This window comes from Bacillus sp. MHSD_36 (assembly GCF_030757775.1).
In the GTDB taxonomy this organism is placed as follows: domain Bacteria; phylum Bacillota; class Bacilli; order Bacillales; family Bacillaceae_G; genus Bacillus_A.
The window spans coordinates 69,228-90,439 of record NZ_JAVBIS010000005.1 but is presented as its reverse complement, the minus strand read 5'-3'; the positions used below and the strand labels follow the sequence as shown (position 1 = coordinate 90,439).

17 protein-coding genes and 1 pseudogene are annotated in these 21,212 nt (G+C 37.2%); all 18 read left to right on the top strand.

The window, feature by feature from the left end; translation table 11 throughout:
• Positions 1 to 17 precede the first annotated feature (17 nt).
• The 18 genes and pseudogenes from Q9B79_RS20380 (at position 18) to Q9B79_RS20295 (ending at position 21,208) form a co-directional block, all read left to right on the top strand.
• Positions 18 to 1,259, top strand: coding sequence for a metallophosphoesterase family protein (locus Q9B79_RS20380; RefSeq protein ID WP_306187099.1), 1,242 nt, complete (start codon positions 18 to 20; stop codon positions 1,257 to 1,259).
• Positions 1,256 to 4,180, top strand: coding sequence for an ATP-binding protein (locus tag Q9B79_RS20375; RefSeq protein ID WP_306187097.1), 2,925 nt, complete (start codon positions 1,256 to 1,258; stop codon positions 4,178 to 4,180). The genes Q9B79_RS20380 and Q9B79_RS20375 overlap by 4 nt, the downstream gene beginning before the upstream one ends.
• 41 nt (positions 4,181 to 4,221) lie before the next feature.
• On the top strand, positions 4,222 to 5,166 hold the full coding sequence (yhaM, locus tag Q9B79_RS20370) for a 3'-5' exoribonuclease YhaM (RefSeq protein ID WP_000726638.1): 945 nt from the start codon (positions 4,222 to 4,224) through the stop codon (positions 5,164 to 5,166).
• Positions 5,167 to 5,460: 294 nt separating this feature from the next.
• A complete protein-coding gene (locus Q9B79_RS20365; RefSeq protein WP_306187093.1) occupies positions 5,461 to 6,888 on the top strand; it encodes a serine hydrolase domain-containing protein in 1,428 nt (475 codons plus the stop codon).
• Positions 6,889 to 7,373: 485 nt separating this feature from the next.
• Entirely contained in the window at positions 7,374 to 8,318 is a 945-nt protein-coding gene (locus Q9B79_RS20360) for a ring-cleaving dioxygenase (protein ID WP_306187092.1), read from the top strand.
• Positions 8,319 to 8,362: 44 nt separating this feature from the next.
• On the top strand, positions 8,363 to 9,340 hold the full coding sequence (locus Q9B79_RS20355; RefSeq protein WP_098593723.1) for a ring-cleaving dioxygenase: 978 nt from the start codon (positions 8,363 to 8,365) through the stop codon (positions 9,338 to 9,340).
• Positions 9,341 to 9,563: 223 nt separating this feature from the next.
• Positions 9,564 to 10,675: pseudogene (locus Q9B79_RS20350) on the top strand (response regulator aspartate phosphatase).
• Positions 10,672 to 10,803, top strand: a complete 132-nt coding sequence (locus Q9B79_RS20345; RefSeq protein ID WP_000738917.1) for a hypothetical protein — start codon at positions 10,672 to 10,674, stop codon at positions 10,801 to 10,803. Before Q9B79_RS20350 ends, Q9B79_RS20345 begins: the two are co-directional and overlap by 4 nt.
• Positions 10,804 to 11,033: 230 nt before the next feature.
• Complete coding sequence (locus Q9B79_RS20340) at positions 11,034 to 11,906, top strand: alpha/beta fold hydrolase (protein ID WP_116869414.1); 873 nt, start codon at positions 11,034 to 11,036, stop codon at positions 11,904 to 11,906.
• 80 nt (positions 11,907 to 11,986) lie between these two features.
• Positions 11,987 to 12,187: a sporulation YhaL family protein gene (locus Q9B79_RS20335; RefSeq protein ID WP_000449227.1), complete on the top strand. Its 201-nt coding sequence runs from the start codon at positions 11,987 to 11,989 to the stop codon at positions 12,185 to 12,187.
• A 175-nt stretch (positions 12,188 to 12,362) separates the two neighbouring features.
• The gene (locus Q9B79_RS20330; RefSeq protein ID WP_306187087.1) at positions 12,363 to 13,214 is read left to right on the top strand and encodes a DUF2935 domain-containing protein; all 852 of its coding nucleotides are present in this window, start codon (positions 12,363 to 12,365) and stop codon (positions 13,212 to 13,214) included.
• 271 nt (positions 13,215 to 13,485) lie between these two features.
• Positions 13,486 to 14,133, top strand: coding sequence for a DUF7018 domain-containing (lipo)protein (locus Q9B79_RS20325; protein ID WP_306187085.1), 648 nt, complete (start codon positions 13,486 to 13,488; stop codon positions 14,131 to 14,133).
• A gap of 607 nt (positions 14,134 to 14,740) precedes the next feature.
• Positions 14,741 to 15,301, top strand: a complete 561-nt coding sequence (gene glpP / locus Q9B79_RS20320; protein ID WP_029437738.1) for a glycerol uptake operon antiterminator GlpP — start codon at positions 14,741 to 14,743, stop codon at positions 15,299 to 15,301.
• A gap of 227 nt (positions 15,302 to 15,528) precedes the next feature.
• The gene (gene glpF / locus Q9B79_RS20315; protein ID WP_048545386.1) at positions 15,529 to 16,350 is read left to right on the top strand and encodes a glycerol uptake facilitator protein GlpF; all 822 of its coding nucleotides are present in this window, start codon (positions 15,529 to 15,531) and stop codon (positions 16,348 to 16,350) included.
• A gap of 12 nt (positions 16,351 to 16,362) precedes the next feature.
• The gene (gene glpK, locus Q9B79_RS20310) at positions 16,363 to 17,853 is read left to right on the top strand and encodes a glycerol kinase GlpK (protein ID WP_306187080.1); all 1,491 of its coding nucleotides are present in this window, start codon (positions 16,363 to 16,365) and stop codon (positions 17,851 to 17,853) included.
• Positions 17,854 to 17,986: 133 nt separating this feature from the next.
• Positions 17,987 to 19,669, top strand: a complete 1,683-nt coding sequence (gene glpD / locus Q9B79_RS20305; RefSeq protein ID WP_306187077.1) for an aerobic glycerol-3-phosphate dehydrogenase — start codon at positions 17,987 to 17,989, stop codon at positions 19,667 to 19,669.
• Between the two features lie 260 nt (positions 19,670 to 19,929).
• On the top strand, positions 19,930 to 20,154 hold the full coding sequence (locus Q9B79_RS20300; RefSeq protein ID WP_306187468.1) for a hypothetical protein: 225 nt from the start codon (positions 19,930 to 19,932) through the stop codon (positions 20,152 to 20,154).
• Positions 20,155 to 20,674: 520 nt separating this feature from the next.
• On the top strand, positions 20,675 to 21,208 hold the full coding sequence (locus Q9B79_RS20295) for a sigma-70 family RNA polymerase sigma factor (protein WP_306187075.1): 534 nt from the start codon (positions 20,675 to 20,677) through the stop codon (positions 21,206 to 21,208).
• Positions 21,209 to 21,212: the final 4 nt, after the last annotated feature.

The window sequence follows — 21,212 nt, the reverse complement described above, 5'->3', positions numbered from 1 at the left end:
AGAAAGGATCGTTATTTGTGAAACAAGTGAAGTTTATACATGCGGCTGATTTGCATTTGGATAGTCCGTTTAAAGGGATGGAGATGAATGTACCGCAGTCTGTTTGGGAGAGAATGAAGCAGAGTACGTTTGAATCGTTCGAGCGTATTGTTGATAAAGCGATTCAAGAGCGCGTTGATTTCGTATTACTAGCCGGGGATTTGTATGATGCGGAGACGAGAAGTTTGAGAGCGCAAGTGTTTGTGCGCGAGCAAATGAAGAGACTATCGCAGTACGATATCCCTGTTTTTATTATTCACGGTAACCACGATCATTTAGGTGGAAGCTGGGCAGCAATTGAGTTTCCAGAAAATGTTCACGTATTTACGGAGCCTTATGTAGAAGAGAAATCATTTTATAAAAATGGTGAGTTGTTAGCTTCTATTTACGGTTTTAGTTATTTGCAGCAAGCGGTAACGGATAATATGACAGCGCAGTATACGAAAATGAGTGATGCACCTTTTCATATTGGCATGCTTCACGGAAGTGTGGAAGGGGATGCAGAGCATAATCGCTATGCGCCGTTTCAAATTCGTGAGTTGAAAGAAAAGCAGTTTGATTATTGGGCTCTTGGCCATATACATAAATGTGAAATTTTATCAGAAGAGCCATACATGATTTATCCAGGTAATATACAAGGACGGCATCGTAAGGAAACGGGTGAGAAGGGTGCGTACTTGATTGAACTTACGAAACAAGGATCACACTGTTCATTTTTCCATACGGCGGATGTTGTGTGGGATGAGATAGAAGTGAGTATCGATGGACTTGAAACTGTTGATGAACTTATGACGAGCGTATCGAGTGCGATGAATGAATGTCGAAGAGAAGAGGAAGGGACGCTTTTAACTGTCGTATTTACAGGTCAGGGGCCACTTTCTCCTTATTTACGTGATGAAAAACGTGTGGAAGAGATTTTTCATATTTTAGCAGCGGGCGAAGAGCGAAAAGATTTCGTATATGCGATGAAGTGGAAGAATGAGACGGTTTCTTTTGCAGAAATCGAACGTTTGAAAGAAGAAAATCATTTCGTCGGTAGTGTGCTAAAAGAGTTAGAAGCTTTCACCAATATGGACGGCGTATTGCGCACAATTTGGACATCTCCTGTAGCGCGCAATAGTATTGAATCTTTTACAGAAGAAGAAAAGAAAGAGATTCAAAAGGAAGCAGAAAATATTATTTTAGAACAATTATTCCAGCAAGAGAGGGATAAGAAATGAGAATTGAAAAACTCCATATTTATGGGTATGGAAAATTAGAAAATGTGGAAATGGATCTGTCAATGCTGACCGTTTTATACGGTGAAAATGAAGCGGGGAAATCGACAATTCGCTCATTTATGAAAAGTATTTTGTTCGGTTTTCCGACGAGAGGTCAGCGCCGTTATGAGCCGAAAGAAGGCGGCAAGTATGGCGGTGCAATGACTGTGGAGACAGAGAAGTACGGCCGTTTGAAAATTGAACGGTTGCCAAAGACGGCAGCTGGTGAGGTGACCGTTTATTTTGAAGACGGGAAAACGGGCGGCGAGGAAATTTTACACGATATATTAAGCGGGATGAATGAAAGTTTATTTGAATCTGTCTTTTCATTTGATATGCACGGTCTTCAAAACATTCATCAGCTTGGTGAAGCGGATATCGGAAATTATTTATTTTCAGCAAGCGCAGTCGGAAGCGATGCGTTATTGCAGCTAGATAAAAAGCTAGAAAAAGAAATGGATCAGCGCTTTAAACCGAACGGGCGTAAACCTGAAATTAATGTGTCACTGCAAGAGATGAAGAAGCTGGAAGAGAAGATGAAAGAGTGGCAAGGGAAAATTGGCACGTATGAAAAGCAAGTGGAGCAGTTAAAAGAAAGTGAAGAGAAACTTGCTTCTGTTCGCGTGGAAAAAGAGAATGCAGAAAAGCGGAAGCAAGATTATGAAATATTAGCAGCGCTTGAGCCTCTCGTTATTGAAAAGCGTGCGCACGAGAAAGTGTTAGAAAACGAGAACGGGCAATTTCCTGTAAACGGAATGGCGCGCTATGAAGCGATTAAGGCGAAGATGGAGCCGCTTCAATTACAAGTTGATTCGCTCTATAAAAAAATTGAGAATGTGCAGTCAGAAATAGAATCAATTCAAATAGATGAAGAGTTTTTGCAAAAAGAAAGTTATGTAGAAGAACTTCGAATGCAGCATATGTCTTACGAAAATGCACGCCAAGAAATGCGTGATCTGACAGGAACAATTACGAATATAAAAGAAGAGCTGGCAGAACTAGAGCAACAAATTGGTGCTACTTTTGAAAAAGAAACAGTCCTGTCGTTTGATATGAGTTTAGCGACGAAAGAGTTAATTACACAAACGGTGCAAAAGGCGCGTGAATTAGAAACGCAAAAAGCACAGCTTGATGATCGTTTTAAAGTAGCGCAGGAGCAATTAGAAGAACAAGAAGAGAATATAAGACAGATTAAGCAACAAATGTTAGCGGATGAAGAGCGAAATGCGTTAGCTGAGAAAGAGAAGTCGTTCCAAGATGCGGCGTTTATCGGTATGGGCGCAGAGAGAATGAAGCGCAAGTACGAGGAAAAAGCAGGAGCGGCTATGCAAAAGAAAAAGCAGTGGCAAAGAGTTTGTCTTCTGTTACTTCTTATTAATACAGGCATTTTATTCACAAGCTTATTTATAGACAATCGTCCGCTTTTATTTATTAGTGTCATCGTATTCGTAGGGATTGTTCTTGCCCTTGTTTTATATAAAGATCCGTCAAGTGGGTTACAAGAAGAGTTTCTTACTCTTCAGCAAAGTGCCGGCGGGAGACAAAGTGAAGAAGCGATGTCTGTACGCTATGAGTTAGAAAAAGATGAAGAGATACGGAAGCTATTTGAGCGTGAGTCATATAAGTTACAGCAAATGGAGCGAGCGTATGATAAAGTCGTTTCATCGTATGAGGAATGGGAGAGGGAAACGTTCCGCACGAGCGAACAAGTAAGTGGGTATAAAAAGCGCTATACGTTCCCTGAGTTTTATACATATGCGCACATATTACCGGCGTTTGAGCGTATGGAAAAAATGCAGCAATTATATCGTGATGTAGAGAAGAAAAGTGAGCGCAAATCTTCATTATATGAAATGATTTCGCATTTTGAACATAAACTAGAAAATGTTATCGGTAGTGCAGAGTATAGTAAGCTGCACGAGGCACAAAGTCGTATGCAAAATGAGAAAGAAAAACGCCAAACTTGTAAGCAGTTAAAAGAGAAGCTAGCGGAATGGCAAGAAGAATATGCGCTTATGCAAGAGCAATTGAAACAACTGTTAGTAGAAAGAGATAGTTTATGGCATATCGCACATTCTACAGATGAAGAGATGTTTTTAGAAGCAGGTAAACTGGCGGAAAAACGTGAAGATGCTGAGAAGCAAGTAGGGCGTTTATTACCGCAAATTGATCTGTTAGAACAACGTTTAACAAGCTTATCATTAGCTGAACATTATGAGGCTGGCGGGTATGATGAAAAATTAAAGCAAGAACTGACAGTCATGCAAAACTGTCTTACAAAGGAAAAAGAACTGACAGAGCGCATTGCGAAACATCGTATGGAAATTGCGAATTTAGAAGAAGGAAGTACGTACGGCGATTTACTACACGAATGGGAAATGAAAAAAGCACAAGTGCGTGAACAAGTGAAGAAGTGGGCTGCGTATGCGGCCGCAAAGACAGTGTTAACGAAAACGAAGCAATATTATCATGAAGTACATCTTCCTCGTATTTTACAAAAATCAGAAGAGTATTTCGTCTATTTAACAGGCGGACGATATAGTAAAATATTTTCTCCATCAGAGGCGGAGCCGTTTATTGTGGAGCGTAATGATGGTATGCGTTTTTATAGTCATGAACTAAGCCAAGCGACAGCGGAGCAGTTATATTTATCGCTGAGATTTGCATTAGCAAAAACATTTGAGCATGATTATCCATTTATTATTGATGATAGTTTCGTACATTTTGACGAGGTAAGGACAAATCGCACAATTGAACTCATAAAGGAAATCGCACAAGATAGACAAGTCATCTTCTTTACATGTCATGCGCATTTATTAACGTATTTTACAGAAAAACAGATTATAAAATTAACGCATAAGCGTAAAGAAAATGAGTTGTAGTGTGCTATACTAAAAGTAACTGATTTGGTGGAGGAATTCGAATGAAAAAGAAAATTGCAGAGTATGAAGTTGGTGAACAAGTCGATATTTTCTTGTTAATTAAAACAGCGACAAAAGGTATCGCAAGCAATGGAAAGCCATTTTTAACAGTAATCTTACAAGATCCAAGTGGAGATATTGAAGCGAAGTTATGGGACGTATCACCAGAAGTTGAGAAACAATATGTAGCGGAAACAATCGTTAAAGTAGCTGGTGATATTTTAAACTACAAAGGACGTATTCAATTACGTGTGAAACAAATCCGAGTTGCGAATGAAAATGAAGTTACGGATATCTCGGACTTCGTAGAAAAAGCACCAGTGAAAAAAGAAGATATGGTTGAGAAAATTACGCAATACATATTTGAAATGAGAAACCCGAACATTCAACGTCTAACAAGACATTTATTAAATAAGCATCAAAACGAATTTTTAGACTATCCAGCAGCGACAAAGAACCATCACGAATTCGTATCTGGATTAGCGTATCACGTCGTATCGATGCTTGATTTAGCAAAAGCTATTTCAAATCTATACCCATCATTAGATAAAGACTTACTGTATGCAGGCGTTATTTTACATGACCTTGGTAAAGTAATCGAACTATCTGGCCCAATTTCTACAACGTATACGTTAGAAGGAAATTTACTAGGTCACATTTCGATTATGGTGAACGAAATTGGGAAAGCAGCAGATGAGCTGCAAATCGATGCAGAAGAAGTATTAATTCTTCAACACATCGTGCTTTCTCACCACGGAAAAGCAGAATGGGGTAGCCCAAAACCACCATTAGTAAAAGAAGCGGAAATTCTGCACTACATCGATAACTTAGATGCAAAAATGAACATGATGGACCGTGCATTAGGACGCACAAAACCAGGCGAATACACAGAGCGTGTCTTTGCTCTTGATAATCGTTCGTTCTATAAACCGTCGTTCCATAATTAATAATGTGAATCAAATGGCCTCATTAAGTGCTAATAAGCTTAGTGGGGCTGTTGTATAATGATAATAAAGTTATTGAATTTTGATTATTAAAAAGCTAAGAGCCTTACTACATTCTACGTAGCAAGGCTCTTTAAAGTTGTTTCAAATTACATCCATCTGTTCGTTCAAGTGTAACTATTCGCAATTATTTGATATTATACAGGTGAATAGAAAGATAAATTAAAATTTAGTTTCGTAGTTGTAAAAGGAGGTTATTTATATTATTCTCTTATAATTTTCCAAAAAGGAGAGTTTATGAAAAAGATTATTGTTTTTGTATTAACGATATTTATATTATTCTCAGGATTTGCAACACAAAGTTATGCGTTGTCAGATTCGCAATCTGCGGCAATACAAGCGTTGCTAGATGATGCCTGTCGTATATCAGGTGTACCGGGAATGTCAATCTCAATACTTGCTGATGATGAAGTGTTCTACTTTTCTTCAGGGTATGCAGACCGTGAAAAGGGGTTGTCTGCAAGTGAAAATACACTCTATGAGTTAGCCTCGGTCAGTAAAGCTTTTACCGGTATGGGTATTATGCTGTTGGAAGAGCAAGGGCTGCTCTCAATGACTGACCCAGTCCAAAAATATTTACCTTGGTTTACGTTAAAGTATCAAGGGAAACCTGTCGATATGCAAAGCCTTACACTAAATAACTTTCTTCACCATACCAGTGGTCTAACAAATATTAGGCATACTCAAAATATTCCACAAGGCAATACACCGGATATGTTGCAAAAGACTGTGGAAATGCTCGTGGATGCTGAATTGGCGTTCCCTCCCGGTGAACAGTATAACTATGGAACCGTTAATTATGACGTATTGGGCTTGGTTATTGAGATTGTGTCGCGACAAAGCTATGAAGACTTTATGAAGGAACAGGTATTTCAACCGTTAGGTCTTCACCAGACGTATGTTTATAAAGAAGCTGCTCAAGCCACTGGACAGTTGGCACAGGGCTACCGTTCTTCCTTTTTTATGACAACTCCATTTAAAGCTCCGGATTATGCTGGGAATAAACCCGCAGGCTACATCATTTCTAATACAAAAGATATGGCGCGTTGGATGGGCATACAGATGGGGATCGTGCAGGACATACCCGAAATATTTCACATGGTTATCGAAAAATCACATAGGGGTGATATGTCTGTTTCGGCTGTCAACGGTATGTATTATGCGGCAGGCTGGTCCGTAAACGCCGAACAAACGATTATAGAACACACTGGGGGCAATCCAAATTTCAGAACCGAAGTAGTCATACTACCAAATGAACGAACAGCCGTCTCCTTGCTGAGCAACGGCACAAATACCAATACAAACATGGTACTAAAAGTTAAAGATATATTAGAAGGCAATCTAACTCAGTCATATGAAATAAGCGGCACACAGCTTTTGGATATCATTTTGTCGTCTATCACAATTATTCTTTGCCTATTGGCCGTTTTGCTATTTCTCTTAGGATTACGCAGAAGGAGAACGAATGAGCGGCAGCCAATGACAAAAAAGAGAATAACCGTAACAGTTATTTTCCTGACCGCTACGATTGCCCTGGGTATACTGTGCTGTGCTTTCGATTGGTCAACAATACTTATGTGGCAAACATATAGTGTTCTTACAGCTTTGATTTCGTCAGCATTATTAACAGCAAGCATTACATGGTTTGTATACACTCACCGATAAAATACCTCGCTCCCAAGATAAGCATAATGTTAAGTAATTAAATTTTAATTTATCGGTATGCTTAATTTGAAAAAAAAAGACACTTCGGTGTCTTTTTTAATATCATCGACAAAATTCCCAGCCAAACCTAATTACCATAGATTCCACGAACCTGCTCCGTTCGTGGAATAAGGATTTTTAAACAACTATATTATTTCTGCACAGCTGTTTTTATAGGAAGTACGTAAGACTTTATAAAAAATATCTCGAATTTGAGATAAATTACTTGCTTTTTAATCACTTGAGTTGTAAAGTGATAGTAACGAAAGCGATTGAGTCATATGAAAAACATACACTCAGTTGTTTTCGATTTACAAAACAAAGAACTTATGCAGTAAAAACTAAGATGAATTTTCAAAAATATAATGAGAATAAATTAAAAAGCTAAGAAGCATATTATTTTTTAGGTATCACTTGACTAGTAAAATGAAACGGAGGAATTATCAATGTATGAAATTAAAGGGCATCATCACATTTCAATGGTTACAAAAAACGCGAGTGAGAATAATCATTTTTATAAAAAAGTACTTGGTTTACGCCGTGTGAAAATGACGGTAAACCAAGATGATCCGTCTATGTATCACTTATTTTATGGAGATAAAACAGGAAGTCCAGGTACGGAATTATCGTTTTTCGAAATTCCTTTAGTAGGAAAAACGTACCGTGGTACGAATGCAATTACGCGAATTGGATTACTCGTGCCTTCAGAGGAAAGCTTACATTATTGGAAAGAACGATTTGAGAAATTTGATGTGAAACATAGTGAAATAACAACATATGCAAATCGCCCTGCTTTGCAATTTGAGGATGCGGAAGGTCTTCGTCTCGTGCTACTCGCTTCAAACGGAGAAAAAGTGGAGCACTGGGAAACTTGGGAGAAATCAGAAGTTCCTGCACAGCATCAAATTCAAGGAATGGGTTCAGTGGAAATGACAGTGCGTAGACTTGATAAACTGGCGAGTACACTTACAGAGATGTTTGGTTATACAGAGGTTAGCCGAAGCGATGAAGAAGCGATTTTCCAGTCTATTAAAGGAGAAGCCTTCGGAGAAATTGTTGTGAAATATTTGGATGGTCCTACTGAAAAGCCAGGCCGCGGTAGCATTCACCACCTAGCAATTCGCGTGAAAAATGATGCAGAGCTTGCTTATTGGGAAGAACAGGTGATACAAAGAGGCTTCCAGTCTTCAGGAATCATCGACCGTTTCTATTTTAAAAGCTTATATTTCCGCGAATCAAATGGAATCCTATTTGAAATTGCAACAGATGGACCAGGATTTACAGTTGATGGAGATGTGGAACATTTAGGAGAAAAACTTGATTTACCACCGTTCCTAGAAGATCAGCGTGCAGAAATTGAAGCGAATTTAGCACCTATTGAAGAGAAGTAATAGAAGAGAAAACATAAAGTTTAAAACCATTGGAGGAATATAAAATGAACCAATTAAAAGGAATTCACCACGTTACAGCAATTACAAGTAGTGCAGAAAAAAACTATGAGTTTTTCACTCACGTTTTAGGAATGCGTTTAGTTAAAAAAACAGTAAACCAAGATGACATTCAAACGTATCATTTATTCTTTGCAGATGATAAAGGTAGTGCAGGAACAGATATGACATTCTTTGACTTCCCAGGTATTCCAAAAGGAGTACACGGTACAAATGAAATTTCAAAAACGTCATTCCGAGTGCCAACTGATGCAGCGTTAGCATATTGGGTAAAACGCTTTGACCGTCTGGAAGTGGAACATACAGGAATTAAAGAACAATTTGGTAAGAAAACTCTTTCTTTCGTTGACTTTGATGACCAACATTATCAATTAATCTCAGATGAACTTGATAAAGGAATCGAATCAGGTACACCATGGCAAAAAGGTCCAGTACCATTAGAATATGCAATTACTGGCTTAGGACCTGTATTTATCCGCATTGCAAACTTTAGTTTCTTCAAAGAAGTGTTAGAAAAAGTTCTATTATTTAAAGAGGTTGCGCAAGAAGGAGAATTCTATTTATTTGAAGTAAACGAAGGTGGAAATGGTGCTTCTGTTATTGTAGAACATAATACGGTTCTTCCAGAAGCACGACAAGGTTTTGGTACAGTGCACCATGCTGCATTCCGCGTAGAAGATCGCGCTGTATTAGAAGAATGGATCGAGAGAATCAGCAGCGTAGGGCTTCCTTCATCTGGTTATGTAGACCGTCACTTCTTCGAATCATTATACGCAAGAGTTGCACCACAAATCCTATTTGAATTTGCAACAGACGGCCCAGGATTTATGGGAGATGAGCCATACGAAACACTTGGCGAAAAATTATCGTTACCTCCATTCCTAGAGCCAAAACGTGAAGAAATTGAAAAGTTAGTTCGTCCAATTGATACAGTGAGAAGTACGAAGGAATTTATTAAAGAGTAAAAGTAGAGATGGTAAGTAGGAGAGCAAGTAGTTTTAGCTGATAGCTGGAACTACTTGCTTTTTTATTTGGGTAATTATTAAAGTGGATAATCTTCATAAAATAATTAATGAATTGTCAGTTAATTATTGAGAAATATTTATTTGTAGGATGATCGGAATCGATATTTGAATTTTCTGTTATTATTTGTAGAAGAGTACATAACAGATGATTAGGAGGGGTTTCATGATTACATCTACTACAAACGAAAAACTGACGCAGCTATTGAATGAATGGTATCTAGAGATTAGATCTAGACGTATAAGTAATGCAGAACGTCTAAAACAAGAAATTGATTTTAAATTTACTAAACTAAAAAAGAGACTGGAGAAGGTTTGCAGGACCAAAATCTATTACTTTATTATTATTTGCTAGAATTTCGATATAACTATTTAATAGATAATCTAGGCTTATCTCAAGAGAGTTTTAACAAGATAGATTCGTTTGATCAACCAACAGATAATTTTTTAACTTATTATTATCACTTTTTTAAAGCAATACATGCTAGTGAGTTAGGAAATTTTCATCTCGCTAAAGAACATTACGAAAAGGCTGAAAGTTTTTTGAAGTATGTTCCTGATCAATTAGAAAAGGCTGAATTTTATTATAAGTTAGCTACATTTCATTATGATACACAACAAGCTTTGGTATCTATTAAACATGCAACGAAGGTAAAGGATATGTATTTAAATCATGATGGATATGAATTAAATGTAGCTTTTTGTGATAATATTTTAGGCTTAGCCTGTATGAACTTAAAGGAATGGGAATTAGCTGAAGAGCATTTCACAGCTGCTATGGATCAATTCCAAAAAATTGGTGAAGAAAAATTTATTATTATGGTTCGTCATAATTTAGGATGGATGTATTCTACGCAAAATTTATCTGCATTGGCAATTCGTTATCTTACTGAAGTAGTAGAAAAATCTCCCCAACATTATAAAGCTCTTTATGTAAAAGCAAAAGAGCATTACAAGTTAAAAGAGCATGAGATTGCAAATAAGCTTATAGAAAAAGGATTGAAGATTTGTAGAGATTCGAAAATTGAAGGATATCAACACCATTATGAAATTTTAAATGCATTAAATCAAGGTGTAAAAGCGGAAGAATTAGAGGACATTATTCTTAGAGGAATTACGTATTTTGAAAGAGAAGAGTTATATGATTATACTCAGGAGTATCAGGAAAAGTTAGCAGTGAAATTTTATGAAGAAAACCTTTGGGAAGAGGCAAGTAAGTATTTTTATTTTAGTAAAAAAGCAAGAGAAAAACTTTTTGATAAGGGGGCTTTAAAATGAAAAAAATGGTAATTAAATTATTAGGGATTGTAACAGTATTTACACTGACTTTAGGGGTGTATAGTTCAACAGATCATCAAAAAAGTCCAACACTAATGAAAGCTGAACATGGTGATTATGGTGGCTAAAAGAGAAAAAGGGATCTCACAATGAGGTCTCTTTTTTCTTTTTAGTTGTAAAACAATTGACTTACTTTAAATATGTAACTATAATGGTTACAAAATAACCATCAGTAATAGAAGTAAGTAATATTTTTTTAATATAATTGTAACCGTTATAGTTACAATTAAAAATAATTATAAAACAACCAAAAAATGTAAAAACTTTAAATAGCAACTTGAGAAAGGAGACGGGAATGTTGAAACGGTTTAAGTTTTATATGATTAGCGGTATTGTGCTCGTTTTGCTTATCGTATGTAACTTCGTTGATAAGCCGATTGCGAAGGTTGGAGAAGTGAAAGATACTGTTATGATGAAGCTGAATACGAAAGAGAGTATGGCGCAAATTGACGGGCAGACGATTTATTTTAAGAAAATTGGTGAGGGGAAACCACCTTTACTTATGCTGCACGGGTTTGGTGGTTCTTCAGATGGATTTAGTGATATTTATCCGGAACTTGCGCGAGATCATACGATTATTGCGGTTGATATTTTAGGGTTTGGACGTTCTTCTAAACCAATTGATTTTGAGTATTCGTTTCCTGCACAAGTGAATTTATATTATAAGTTAATGAAAAAGCTCGGATACGATCAGTTTGCGGTGCTCGGTCATTCAATGGGCGGAGAGATGTCACTGAATTTAGCGTATTTATATCCGGATGCAGTGACGCATCTCATTTTGGCGGATTCTACAGGAATAGAGTCTTTCCAGCAAAAGGAAAGTTATGAAGTGCCGCTACTATCGACAGACTTACAAACTGTAACTGAGATTACGGATTACAATAAAAATGAAGTGAAAAATAGTCGTGACGATAAAGAGCACTATGATCAGCTGACGAAAATGAGAGAGCGCCGCATTGCGATGGAAGCCGATAAAATTAAGGTGCCGACTTTAATTATATGGGGACGACACGATAAGAGTGTTTCTTGGAAAAATGGTGAACTGTATCATGGGCTATTTGCGAATAGTACGTTCCATATCATTGAAAAAGGGTACCATGCACCGTTTCGTCAGGAACCAATCGAGTTTATGGAATATGTACAAGCGTTCTTCGCGAAGAATCCACAATGATAAAATTTTAAGCATAAAACTACTTCTTTCCTCATACAGTGAAACTAATAAGGCTTGTCTAAGGAAAGGAATGAAGTTGAGTGGAAACTTTACCATGGTGGGTGTATCTTGTAATCGTTGGGATCGTATTAAGTGGCTACATGGTTTTATATACTTCGAAAAAAGAGCAAGAGATGGATAATGAGTTTATTGAAAAAGAAGGCGAAGTGTATATGAAGCGTTTAGCAGAAGAGCGTGAGAAACGTAATCAGGATAGTGATAAGGATTCTGTATTGCTTTAATAGAAATGTTCAAAGGCTACCATCTAGTAGAAGGTTACATCTAGGTGGTAGCCTTTTTCTTTTTGGGGGAGCATGTATACGAAATTTATCATGAACTTTTATTGATGGCATTTATATATATGTTTCCTCATAAGAATGGAACTAGCGGGGTATTTTACTGGGGGGGGGATTAAAAATGCATAGGGATGAAACTTCATTACATCCGGATACAGGTGTTACATCTGTAATGTTTGTTGAGCGTTCATTAAATGAAATTCGTTTTTGGTCTAGAATCATGAAGGAACATTCTCTTTTTCTTCGTTTAGGATTTAGATGTGAGGATACTCAATTAATTGAAGAGGCTAATCAATTTTATCGATTGTTTGAACATATTGAACAAATAGCACATTCCTACACAAATGAAACAGATCCTGAGCAAATCAAAAGATTTAATGCAGAAGTACAACAAGCCGCAACTAATATTTGGGGGTTTAAACGAAAAATTTTAGGATTGATTCTCACATGTAAATTACCAGGACAAAATAACTTTCCACTGTTAGTTGACCATACAAGTAGGGAAGCTGATTATTTTAGAAGACGTTTAATGGAATTAAATGAAGGGAAATTAGATGCCCTTCCTGATGCTATTATTAAAGAAAATGTTTTCTTTTTACGGATTATGGCAGACCATGCTAAATTTATTGGTCATCTTCTTGATCCATCGGAAAGAAAGCTTGTAGATACAGCACGGAATTTTAGCAATGATTTTGATGAATTGATGTATCAAGCAATTGACTTAGAATCTATGAAGCCACAATCTCAAACAGTCCCTCTTTTAGATCAATTTTTAGATCAAAATCGTGTGTCGGTTGCATCTCTTCGGGACTTTAAGAAAACAGCGCGTGATTTAATTGAGCAATGTAAAATAAAGAGTATCATTCATCCATTATTAGCAGATCACGTTTTTCGTGAAGCTGATAGGTTTCTTGAAATCATTGATATGTATGATGTTCATCTTACAAATATTCAATCACAACCTAGATATTAGAAGGTAAGGAAAGATACTATTTTGCTTTCAGTTGAGAAGTTAACAATGTATTGTTAGCTTCTTTTTTCGCGTAGAAATGTCTCTTTAAAAACTACATAAATCCCTTTGACCAAATATGTAATTCTTTGTAAAATGATATATATGAAAAGATTGTGAATATACAGGAAATCTATGTGTAGTAGATTCTAATAAATTATTCGGGGGAATTTTATTAGTTAAGTATATTAACTTTTTTAGACTAAATTTTACAAATAGAGGGGTAGTAGTAATCATGAAGGCAAAGAAATTAGTAAGTTTAGCGTTACCAGTTATGTTATTGAGCGGTTGTATTACAATTGAAACTGATGGTAAGAAAGCTGAACCAAAGAAAGAAGAAACGCAAAAGGTAGAGAAAGAGAATAAGGCTTCTGAAAAAGAAAGTAAGTCAACTGATAGCAAGAAAGAGGATAGCTTATCTGTAGCGAAAGGTGAAGGTACAAACAGTAGTTCATCAAGTAGTCAACAAAGTTCCTCTTCTAATTCTTCAACTGGTAAGGTAACTGGTTCAGATGTTGAAAGGTACAAGGCAGATATCATAAACAGTGCTACTCAAATTGAAGATACAATGAAATTAATTGAAGGTATAGCAGATTCAGACGTAAAATCATATAAACAAAAGAAAAGTGAAGTACAACTGAGTTTAGGTGGAGCAAAGGCAACAACGAAGAAACTGAAGAATCTACAAGCGCCTCCTGAGTTACAGGGAGAACAGGCGAAGATAAAGCAATCAATGGAATTGTATGCGGATTGTTTCCAACTTCTCTTTGATGCATTAGATCAAGAAGACGAGAGTAAAATGCATCAATCATTAAGTAAAGCACAAGAAGGTTCAAAACTGTTTGAAGAAGCAGCGAAGAGCATCGGTAGCAAAACCAACTAAGAATAAATGGCTTATAGGGGTATGGGGGATAAATTGCAAAACCCTGATGGAAACACATTACAAATTTATCATATGGACGATAACGTTCGTATTCGTTATGCGAAACAATAAATACTTGGCAAAAAACTCTGTAATAAATTTTACAGGGTTTTTTGTTCTTTTTGATTTTATTTCTTCATTATGTTCCCTTGCGCTATCCATAATAGTATAAGTTGAGAAATTAACAAAACGATTTTCTTTCTGGAGAATGATAAGAAAGAATGGCGTATTTTTTATGCTTAATCTAGTCATCCTTTCATTGTATTATTGTTCTTGAAATTATTATAGAAGAAAAGTATATAAAACCAGCGTGATATAAAGTATGAAATAGCGCCATTACAACCTGTAACGCATAAGTTGCACAACTTACGCAACGACAACTCGCTTTACTCTTCATCCGTTATTTGCCCATACTAGACGTAGAGAAGTGATAAACACAGAAGGATTTTTAGTGAACGTTTAAAAGAAGAACGGGAAAAACGGAAATAGAAGAAAGAATTTCCTCACACTAGCTGTTCTTTCCACTCAAATTGTGTACTATAAAGGATAGATAGGAAGGGGATATAGAATGGAATTTCATGAACAGAAGATTTTGCCGGCAGTGAGGCAAATTAAAGATTTGGAAAAGTTATTACATAGTTCGTATGAGTATATCGTTATTTTAGATATTCATGTCGGTCAATTGAAGAGTGTTATATCACTTGCGAAGCAATATTGTAAAAAGGTATTTTTACATGTGGATTTAATTCATGGTTTGCAGAGTGACGGGCATGCGACGGAGTATTTATGCCAAGAGTTTAGACCGTATGGGTTACTTTCAACAAAGGCGAGCGTCATTATGAAGGCGAAGCAAAAAGGTGTTGTGGCAATTCAGCGTATCTTTTTAATTGATTCTAGCGCAATGGAGAAGAGTTGCAACCTTTTAGAGAAGACGAAGCCAGATTATATAGAGGTGCTTCCGGGAGCAATGACGGACATTATCGCTGAAGTAAAAGAGCGTACTGGTGTACCGATTTTAGCGGGTGGTTTTATTCGTACTGTTGATGATGTGGAGAAAGCGCTACATGCTGGTGCGACAGCAATTACGACATCAAAACGCGAACTATGGAAACATTACCAAAAAAAGTGACGAAAATGTGAATATTTACGTTGACACCGCTTTCATTTACGGTTAACATTATAGACAAGTTAATAAACGTGACGGAGAAAAGTAGAGATCCACATTTCATTGTTTCTATATAAATTTATATAGAAGCGTGCAAAGCTGTGGATCTTTTTCTTTTGAAAAAAACGAATGGCCATTCATTTTACCTCTATCACATTTGAAAGCGTTTAAATTGATTGTGGAGGGATACTATGTCAGCATTTTTAGGAGAGTTAATAGGGACTGCGTTGTTAATCGTTCTTGGTGGCGGCGTTTGTGCTGGTGTAAGTTTAAAGAAGTCGTTTGCGAAAGATTCTGGTTGGATTGTCATTACAATGGGCTGGGGCTTAGCTGTAGCGGTTGCAGCATATGCGGTTGGATCAATTAGTGGGGCACATTTGAATCCAGCTTTAACGATAGGACTAGCGTTTAAGGGAGCGTTCCCATGGAGTGACGTACCTGGTTATATCGCAGCACAAATGATTGGGGCAATTATCGGGGCAGTTATCGTATATTTACATTACTTACCACACTGGAAAGAAACAGAAGATCCAGGAACAAAGTTAGGCGTATTTGCAACAGGTCCAGCAATTCCGAACACATTTGCAAACCTTTTAAGTGAAATGATTGGAACATTCGTTTTAGTATTTGGTATATTAGCAATTGGAGCAAATAAATTTGCAGATGGTTTAAATCCATTTATCGTAGGTTTCTTAATTGTAAGTATTGGTTTATCATTAGGTGGAACAACAGGATACGCGATTAACCCGGCTCGTGATTTAGGTCCGCGTATCGCACACTTCTTCCTTCCGATTGCAGGAAAAGGCGGCTCAAACTGGAAGTATGCATGGATTCCAGTAGTTGGTCCAATTTTAGGTGGATCACTTGCAGGATTATTCCATCAAGTCGTATTTGAAGGAAAACAAAATGCAGCACTTATTTATGTAATTATTGCAACTGTGATTGTACTAGCAATCTCTTATATGACAAGTAAAAAAAGTGAAAGCAACACAAATAGTAGAAAAGTAGCATAGGGGGAAACCGATATGAAAAAATATATTCTTTCTTTAGACCAAGGAACAACTAGCTCACGCGCAATTCTTTTCAATAAAAAAGGTGAAATTGTTCATTCAGCTCAGAAAGAGTTTACACAACATTTTCCAAAGCCAGGTTGGGTAGAGCATAGCGCGCAAGAAATTTGGGGATCTATTTTAGCAGTTATCGCAACTTGCTTAAGTGAAGCGGATGTAAAACCAGAACAAATCGCTGGTATCGGTATTACGAACCAACGTGAAACAGCGGTTGTATGGGATAAAACAACAGGCAAACCAATTTACAACGCAATCGTATGGCAATCTCGTCAAACAGCTGAAATTTGTGATGAGTTAAAAGAAAAAGGATATAGCGAAATGGTTCGCGAAAAAACAGGTCTTTTAATTGACGCATACTTCTCTGGTACGAAAGTAAAATGGATTTTAGATAACGTTGAAGGTGCAAGAGAAAAAGCAGAAAACGGCGATCTATTATTCGGAACAATTGATACGTGGCTTGTATGGAAACTATCTGGTGGTAAAGCGCACGTAACGGATTATTCAAATGCATCACGTACATTAATGTTTAACATTCACGACTTACAATGGGATGATGAGCTTCTAGACATGTTAACAGTACCAAAGAGCATGCTTCCAGAAGTACGTCCATCATCTGAAGTTTACGGAGAAACAATTGACTATCACTTCTTCGGTCAAAATGTACCGATTGCAGGTGTAGCTGGTGACCAGCAAGCAGCATTATTTGGACAAGCTTGCTTCGGTGAAGGTATGGCGAAAAATACTTACGGAACTGGTTGCTTCATGTTAATGAACACTGGTGAAAAAGCAGTAGCTTCTGAGCATGGTCTATTAACAACAATTGCATGGGGAATAGATGGTAAAGTAAACTACGCATTAGAAGGAAGTATTTTCGTAGCAGGTTCTGCAATTCAGTGGTTACGTGACGGAATGCGCATGTTTAAAGATGCGAGTGAGAGTGAAGTATATGCTTCTCGCGTTGAATCAACTGAAGGTGTATACGTTGTACCAGCATTCGTAGGTTTAGGTACACCGTACTGGGATAGTGAAGTACGCGGCGCTATGTTTGGTGTAACGCGCGGTACGACGAAAGAGCATTTCATTCGTGCAACACTAGAATCTTTAGCTTACCAAACGAAAGATGTATTATGCGCAATGGAAGCAGATTCAGGTATTGAACTAAAAACATTACGCGTTGATGGTGGAGCGGTTAAAAATAACTTCTTAATGAAGTTCCAAAGTGATATTTTAGCAGTTCCTGTAGAGCGTCCAGTAATCAACGAAACGACAGCTTTAGGTGCAGCGTACTTAGCAGGTCTTGCGGTTGGATATTGGAAGAACCAAGATGAGATTAAAGAACAGTGGCATATGGACAAACGCTTTGAACCAACGATGGAAGCAGCAACAAGTGAAGAGCTATATGCTGGATGGAAAAAAGCAATTGAAGCAACAAAAGCTTTCAAATAATCATAAACAGTGTTATAATGGTGACAAGTTAATAATTCGGTAGGAGATTTGGAGAGACCACAACACGCTATAGAGGCGAAATCTATAGCGGAGTTTGTGGTCTCTTTTTTCGTTATCAAAGGGAGGAATTACCATGAAATTTTCAAGTAAACAACGTAAAGACGTATTAAACGGAGTAAATAAACAAGAATTAGATGTGATCGTAATTGGTGGAGGTATTACTGGTTCTGGTATTGCATTAGATGGAGCAACACGCGGGTTATCAACAATTGTGTTTGAAATGCAGGACTTTGCAGCAGGTACATCAAGTCGTTCAACGAAACTTGTACACGGTGGTCTACGTTATTTAAAACAACTTGAAGTGAAAATGGTAGCAGAAGTAGGTAAAGAGCGTGCGATCGTATATGAGAACGGTCCCCATGTAACAACACCAGAGTGGATGTTACTTCCATTCCATACAGGCGGTACGTTTGGATCATTTAGTACATCAATTGGTCTTCGTGTATACGACTTCTTAGCAGGTGTAAAACGAAGCGAGCGCAGAAAAATGTTTAACCGTGAAGAAACGCTGAAGAAAGAACCTCTTGTAAAACAAGAAGGATTAAAAGGCGGCGGTTACTACGTAGAATATCGTACAGACGATGCGCGTCTTACAATTGAAGTAATGAAAGAAGCAATTGAACGCGGTGCAAAAGCTGTTAACTACGCAAAAGTAGATGGTTTCTTATATAAAGATGGAAAAGTTTGTGGTGTACGTGTAATCGATTTACTAGACGGTGAAGTATACGAAGTTTACGGTAAGAAAATTGTAAACGCAGCAGGTCCTTGGGTAGATACACTTCGTGAAAAAGATAACTCGAAAAAAGGAAAAGTACTTCAGTTATCAAAAGGTGTTCACTTAGTAATTGATCAAAAACGTTTCCCATTAGGCCAAGCGATTTACTTCGATACACCAGATAAACGTATGGTATTCGCGATTCCTCGCGGCGGAAAAACTTATGTAGGTACAACAGATACGTTCTACGATAAAGACGCAGCTGTACCACAAATGACAACAGAAGATCGCACATACATCATTAATGCGATTAACTACATGTTCCCAAGCGTAAAAATTACGGAAAAAGACATCGAGTCAAGCTGGGCTGGTGTACGTCCGTTAATTTACGAAGAAGGTAAGAGCGCATCTGAAATTTCTCGTAAAGACGAAATTTGGACTTCTGAATCTGGTTTAATTACAATCGCAGGTGGTAAATTAACAGGATACCGCAAAATGGCTGAAATGGTAGTAGACTACGTAACAAACTTACTACAAAAAGAAGGTCATAGTGCATATCCGAAGAGCACAACGAAACATATGCCGATCTCTGGTGGACATGTAGATGGCTCTAAAGGATTACCAGCATTTATTGCGAAAAAAGCAGGCGAAGGTACAAAATACGGTTTAACGACAGCACAAGCAGAAGAATTCGCGAAATTCTACGGCTCTAACGTTGACCTACTATTCGACTTAGCGAAAAAACATAAAGACGAAGCGAAAGAATACAACATGCCGCTAGACGTTCTAATCCCACTTGTATACGCAATGGATTACGAAATGACAGCAAAACCAGTTGACTTCTTCGTACGCCGCAGAGGCGCTGTATTCTTCAACATCCACTGGGTATACGAGTGGAAAGAAGCAGTAATCAGCTACATGGCTGCGAAACTAGGCTGGAGCAAAGAAGAGCAAATGAAATACACAGCAGAACTAGAAAAAGCATTAACAGACGCTGTCGTTCCTGTAGACCAACAAGAACAAGCAGCTGCATTAGCGTAAAATAGAAAAACACCTGAAGAGAACCTTTTCAGGTGTTTTTTATCTTGACTAAAAATAAATAAAATGTGTTACAATGATGATAGAGTATATAGTATGAATTTTGCATAAAATAAAGAAGACAGAAGCCTGAGAAACTTCTGCCTTGTGTAACCTAACTTGCTATTGTGGTGGTAGTAGGTGCGGTTATAAGACAATTACATTAACGTTTTAGCCGAGAACCGCCCTTACCTTTTCCACGAAGCAGGGTGGTTCTCGCTTTTTTGTATACAGAAATTAACCACGGACCGACGTATCTTCTACCGATGACAACGCCAGCTCCGGTTAGGATACCGTACATTAATTTCATTACAAACATCGCGATCATTTTATCACCTCCCCTTTTTTTCAAAATGGAAGAGATGATTGCCACACCTACTAGTTATAGCTTATTAAGTTACATTTCAATTGTATTATGTTTTAAAATAGGGAACAAGACAAATGGATGAAAAGCCCTAGTTTTAAATGGTTGGTTTGTCATATACAACTTTATTTCTTGTTAAATAAACATAACTAAAAAATAAGGATACTGATAACAACATTCAAATGAAATACACGGCAGAACCAGAAAAAGCAATAGATCAACAAGAACAAACAGCTGCGTTATGTATATAACTTCAAATACTACACAATGTATTGGTTTTGATATTATTAAGCCACCTTTGTATGGCCATGAAATATTAGATTCTTTAAGTGAGCGTTAGAAAGCAGGAGGACTCGACTAAATGGGTTCTCTTTTTAATTTAGCGATGAGGAAAACTAACACAAAATCCTTATTGCAAACTTAAAGAGCGCCTTGGGAGAGAGGCGCTCTTTAAGTGAATGTATTGTAACGACTGTTCGGTTTATTATATGTAAGTATCTGGAAAGCGTTGTGTAAAAAACGTTATTGCCATCCGTATTTTTTTATACATTTATAAAACTTTTCCATACAGTGCGTCGTCTAATATATGGGAAGGAGGAAATGATGTGGATGAATTAACGATAGAAGCGTTTGAAATAGAAGATAAGGAACTCCTTATCGATGAAATCATGAACAAGTATGGGCAAGAAGTCTTGCAGCTTGTGTATTCATATGTAAACAATAAAGAGGTTGCTGAGGATGTAACGCAAGATATATTTGTGAAATGTTATAAATCTCTTCATACATACAAAGGGAAGTCGAATGTGAAAACGTGGTTATGGAGAATTGCGATTAATCAATGTAAGGACTATATAAAAAGTTGGTATAACAAAAAAGTGATCGTGACAGAGGATGAATCTGCTTATATGGGGGTTCAAAATGATAGTGTCGAACAAACTGTCATGCAAAATGCGGAGGACCGTGAACTGGCTTCTGCGGTAATGAATTTACCGATAAAATATCGAGAAGTCATTTATCTATTTTATTATGAAGAATTATCAATTAGAGAGATTGCTACAGTAATAGAAGTGAAGGAAAATACGATAAAAACGAGACTGAAAAAAGCGAAGGAGCTTTTGAAGAAAGGATTGGAGGAATAATCAA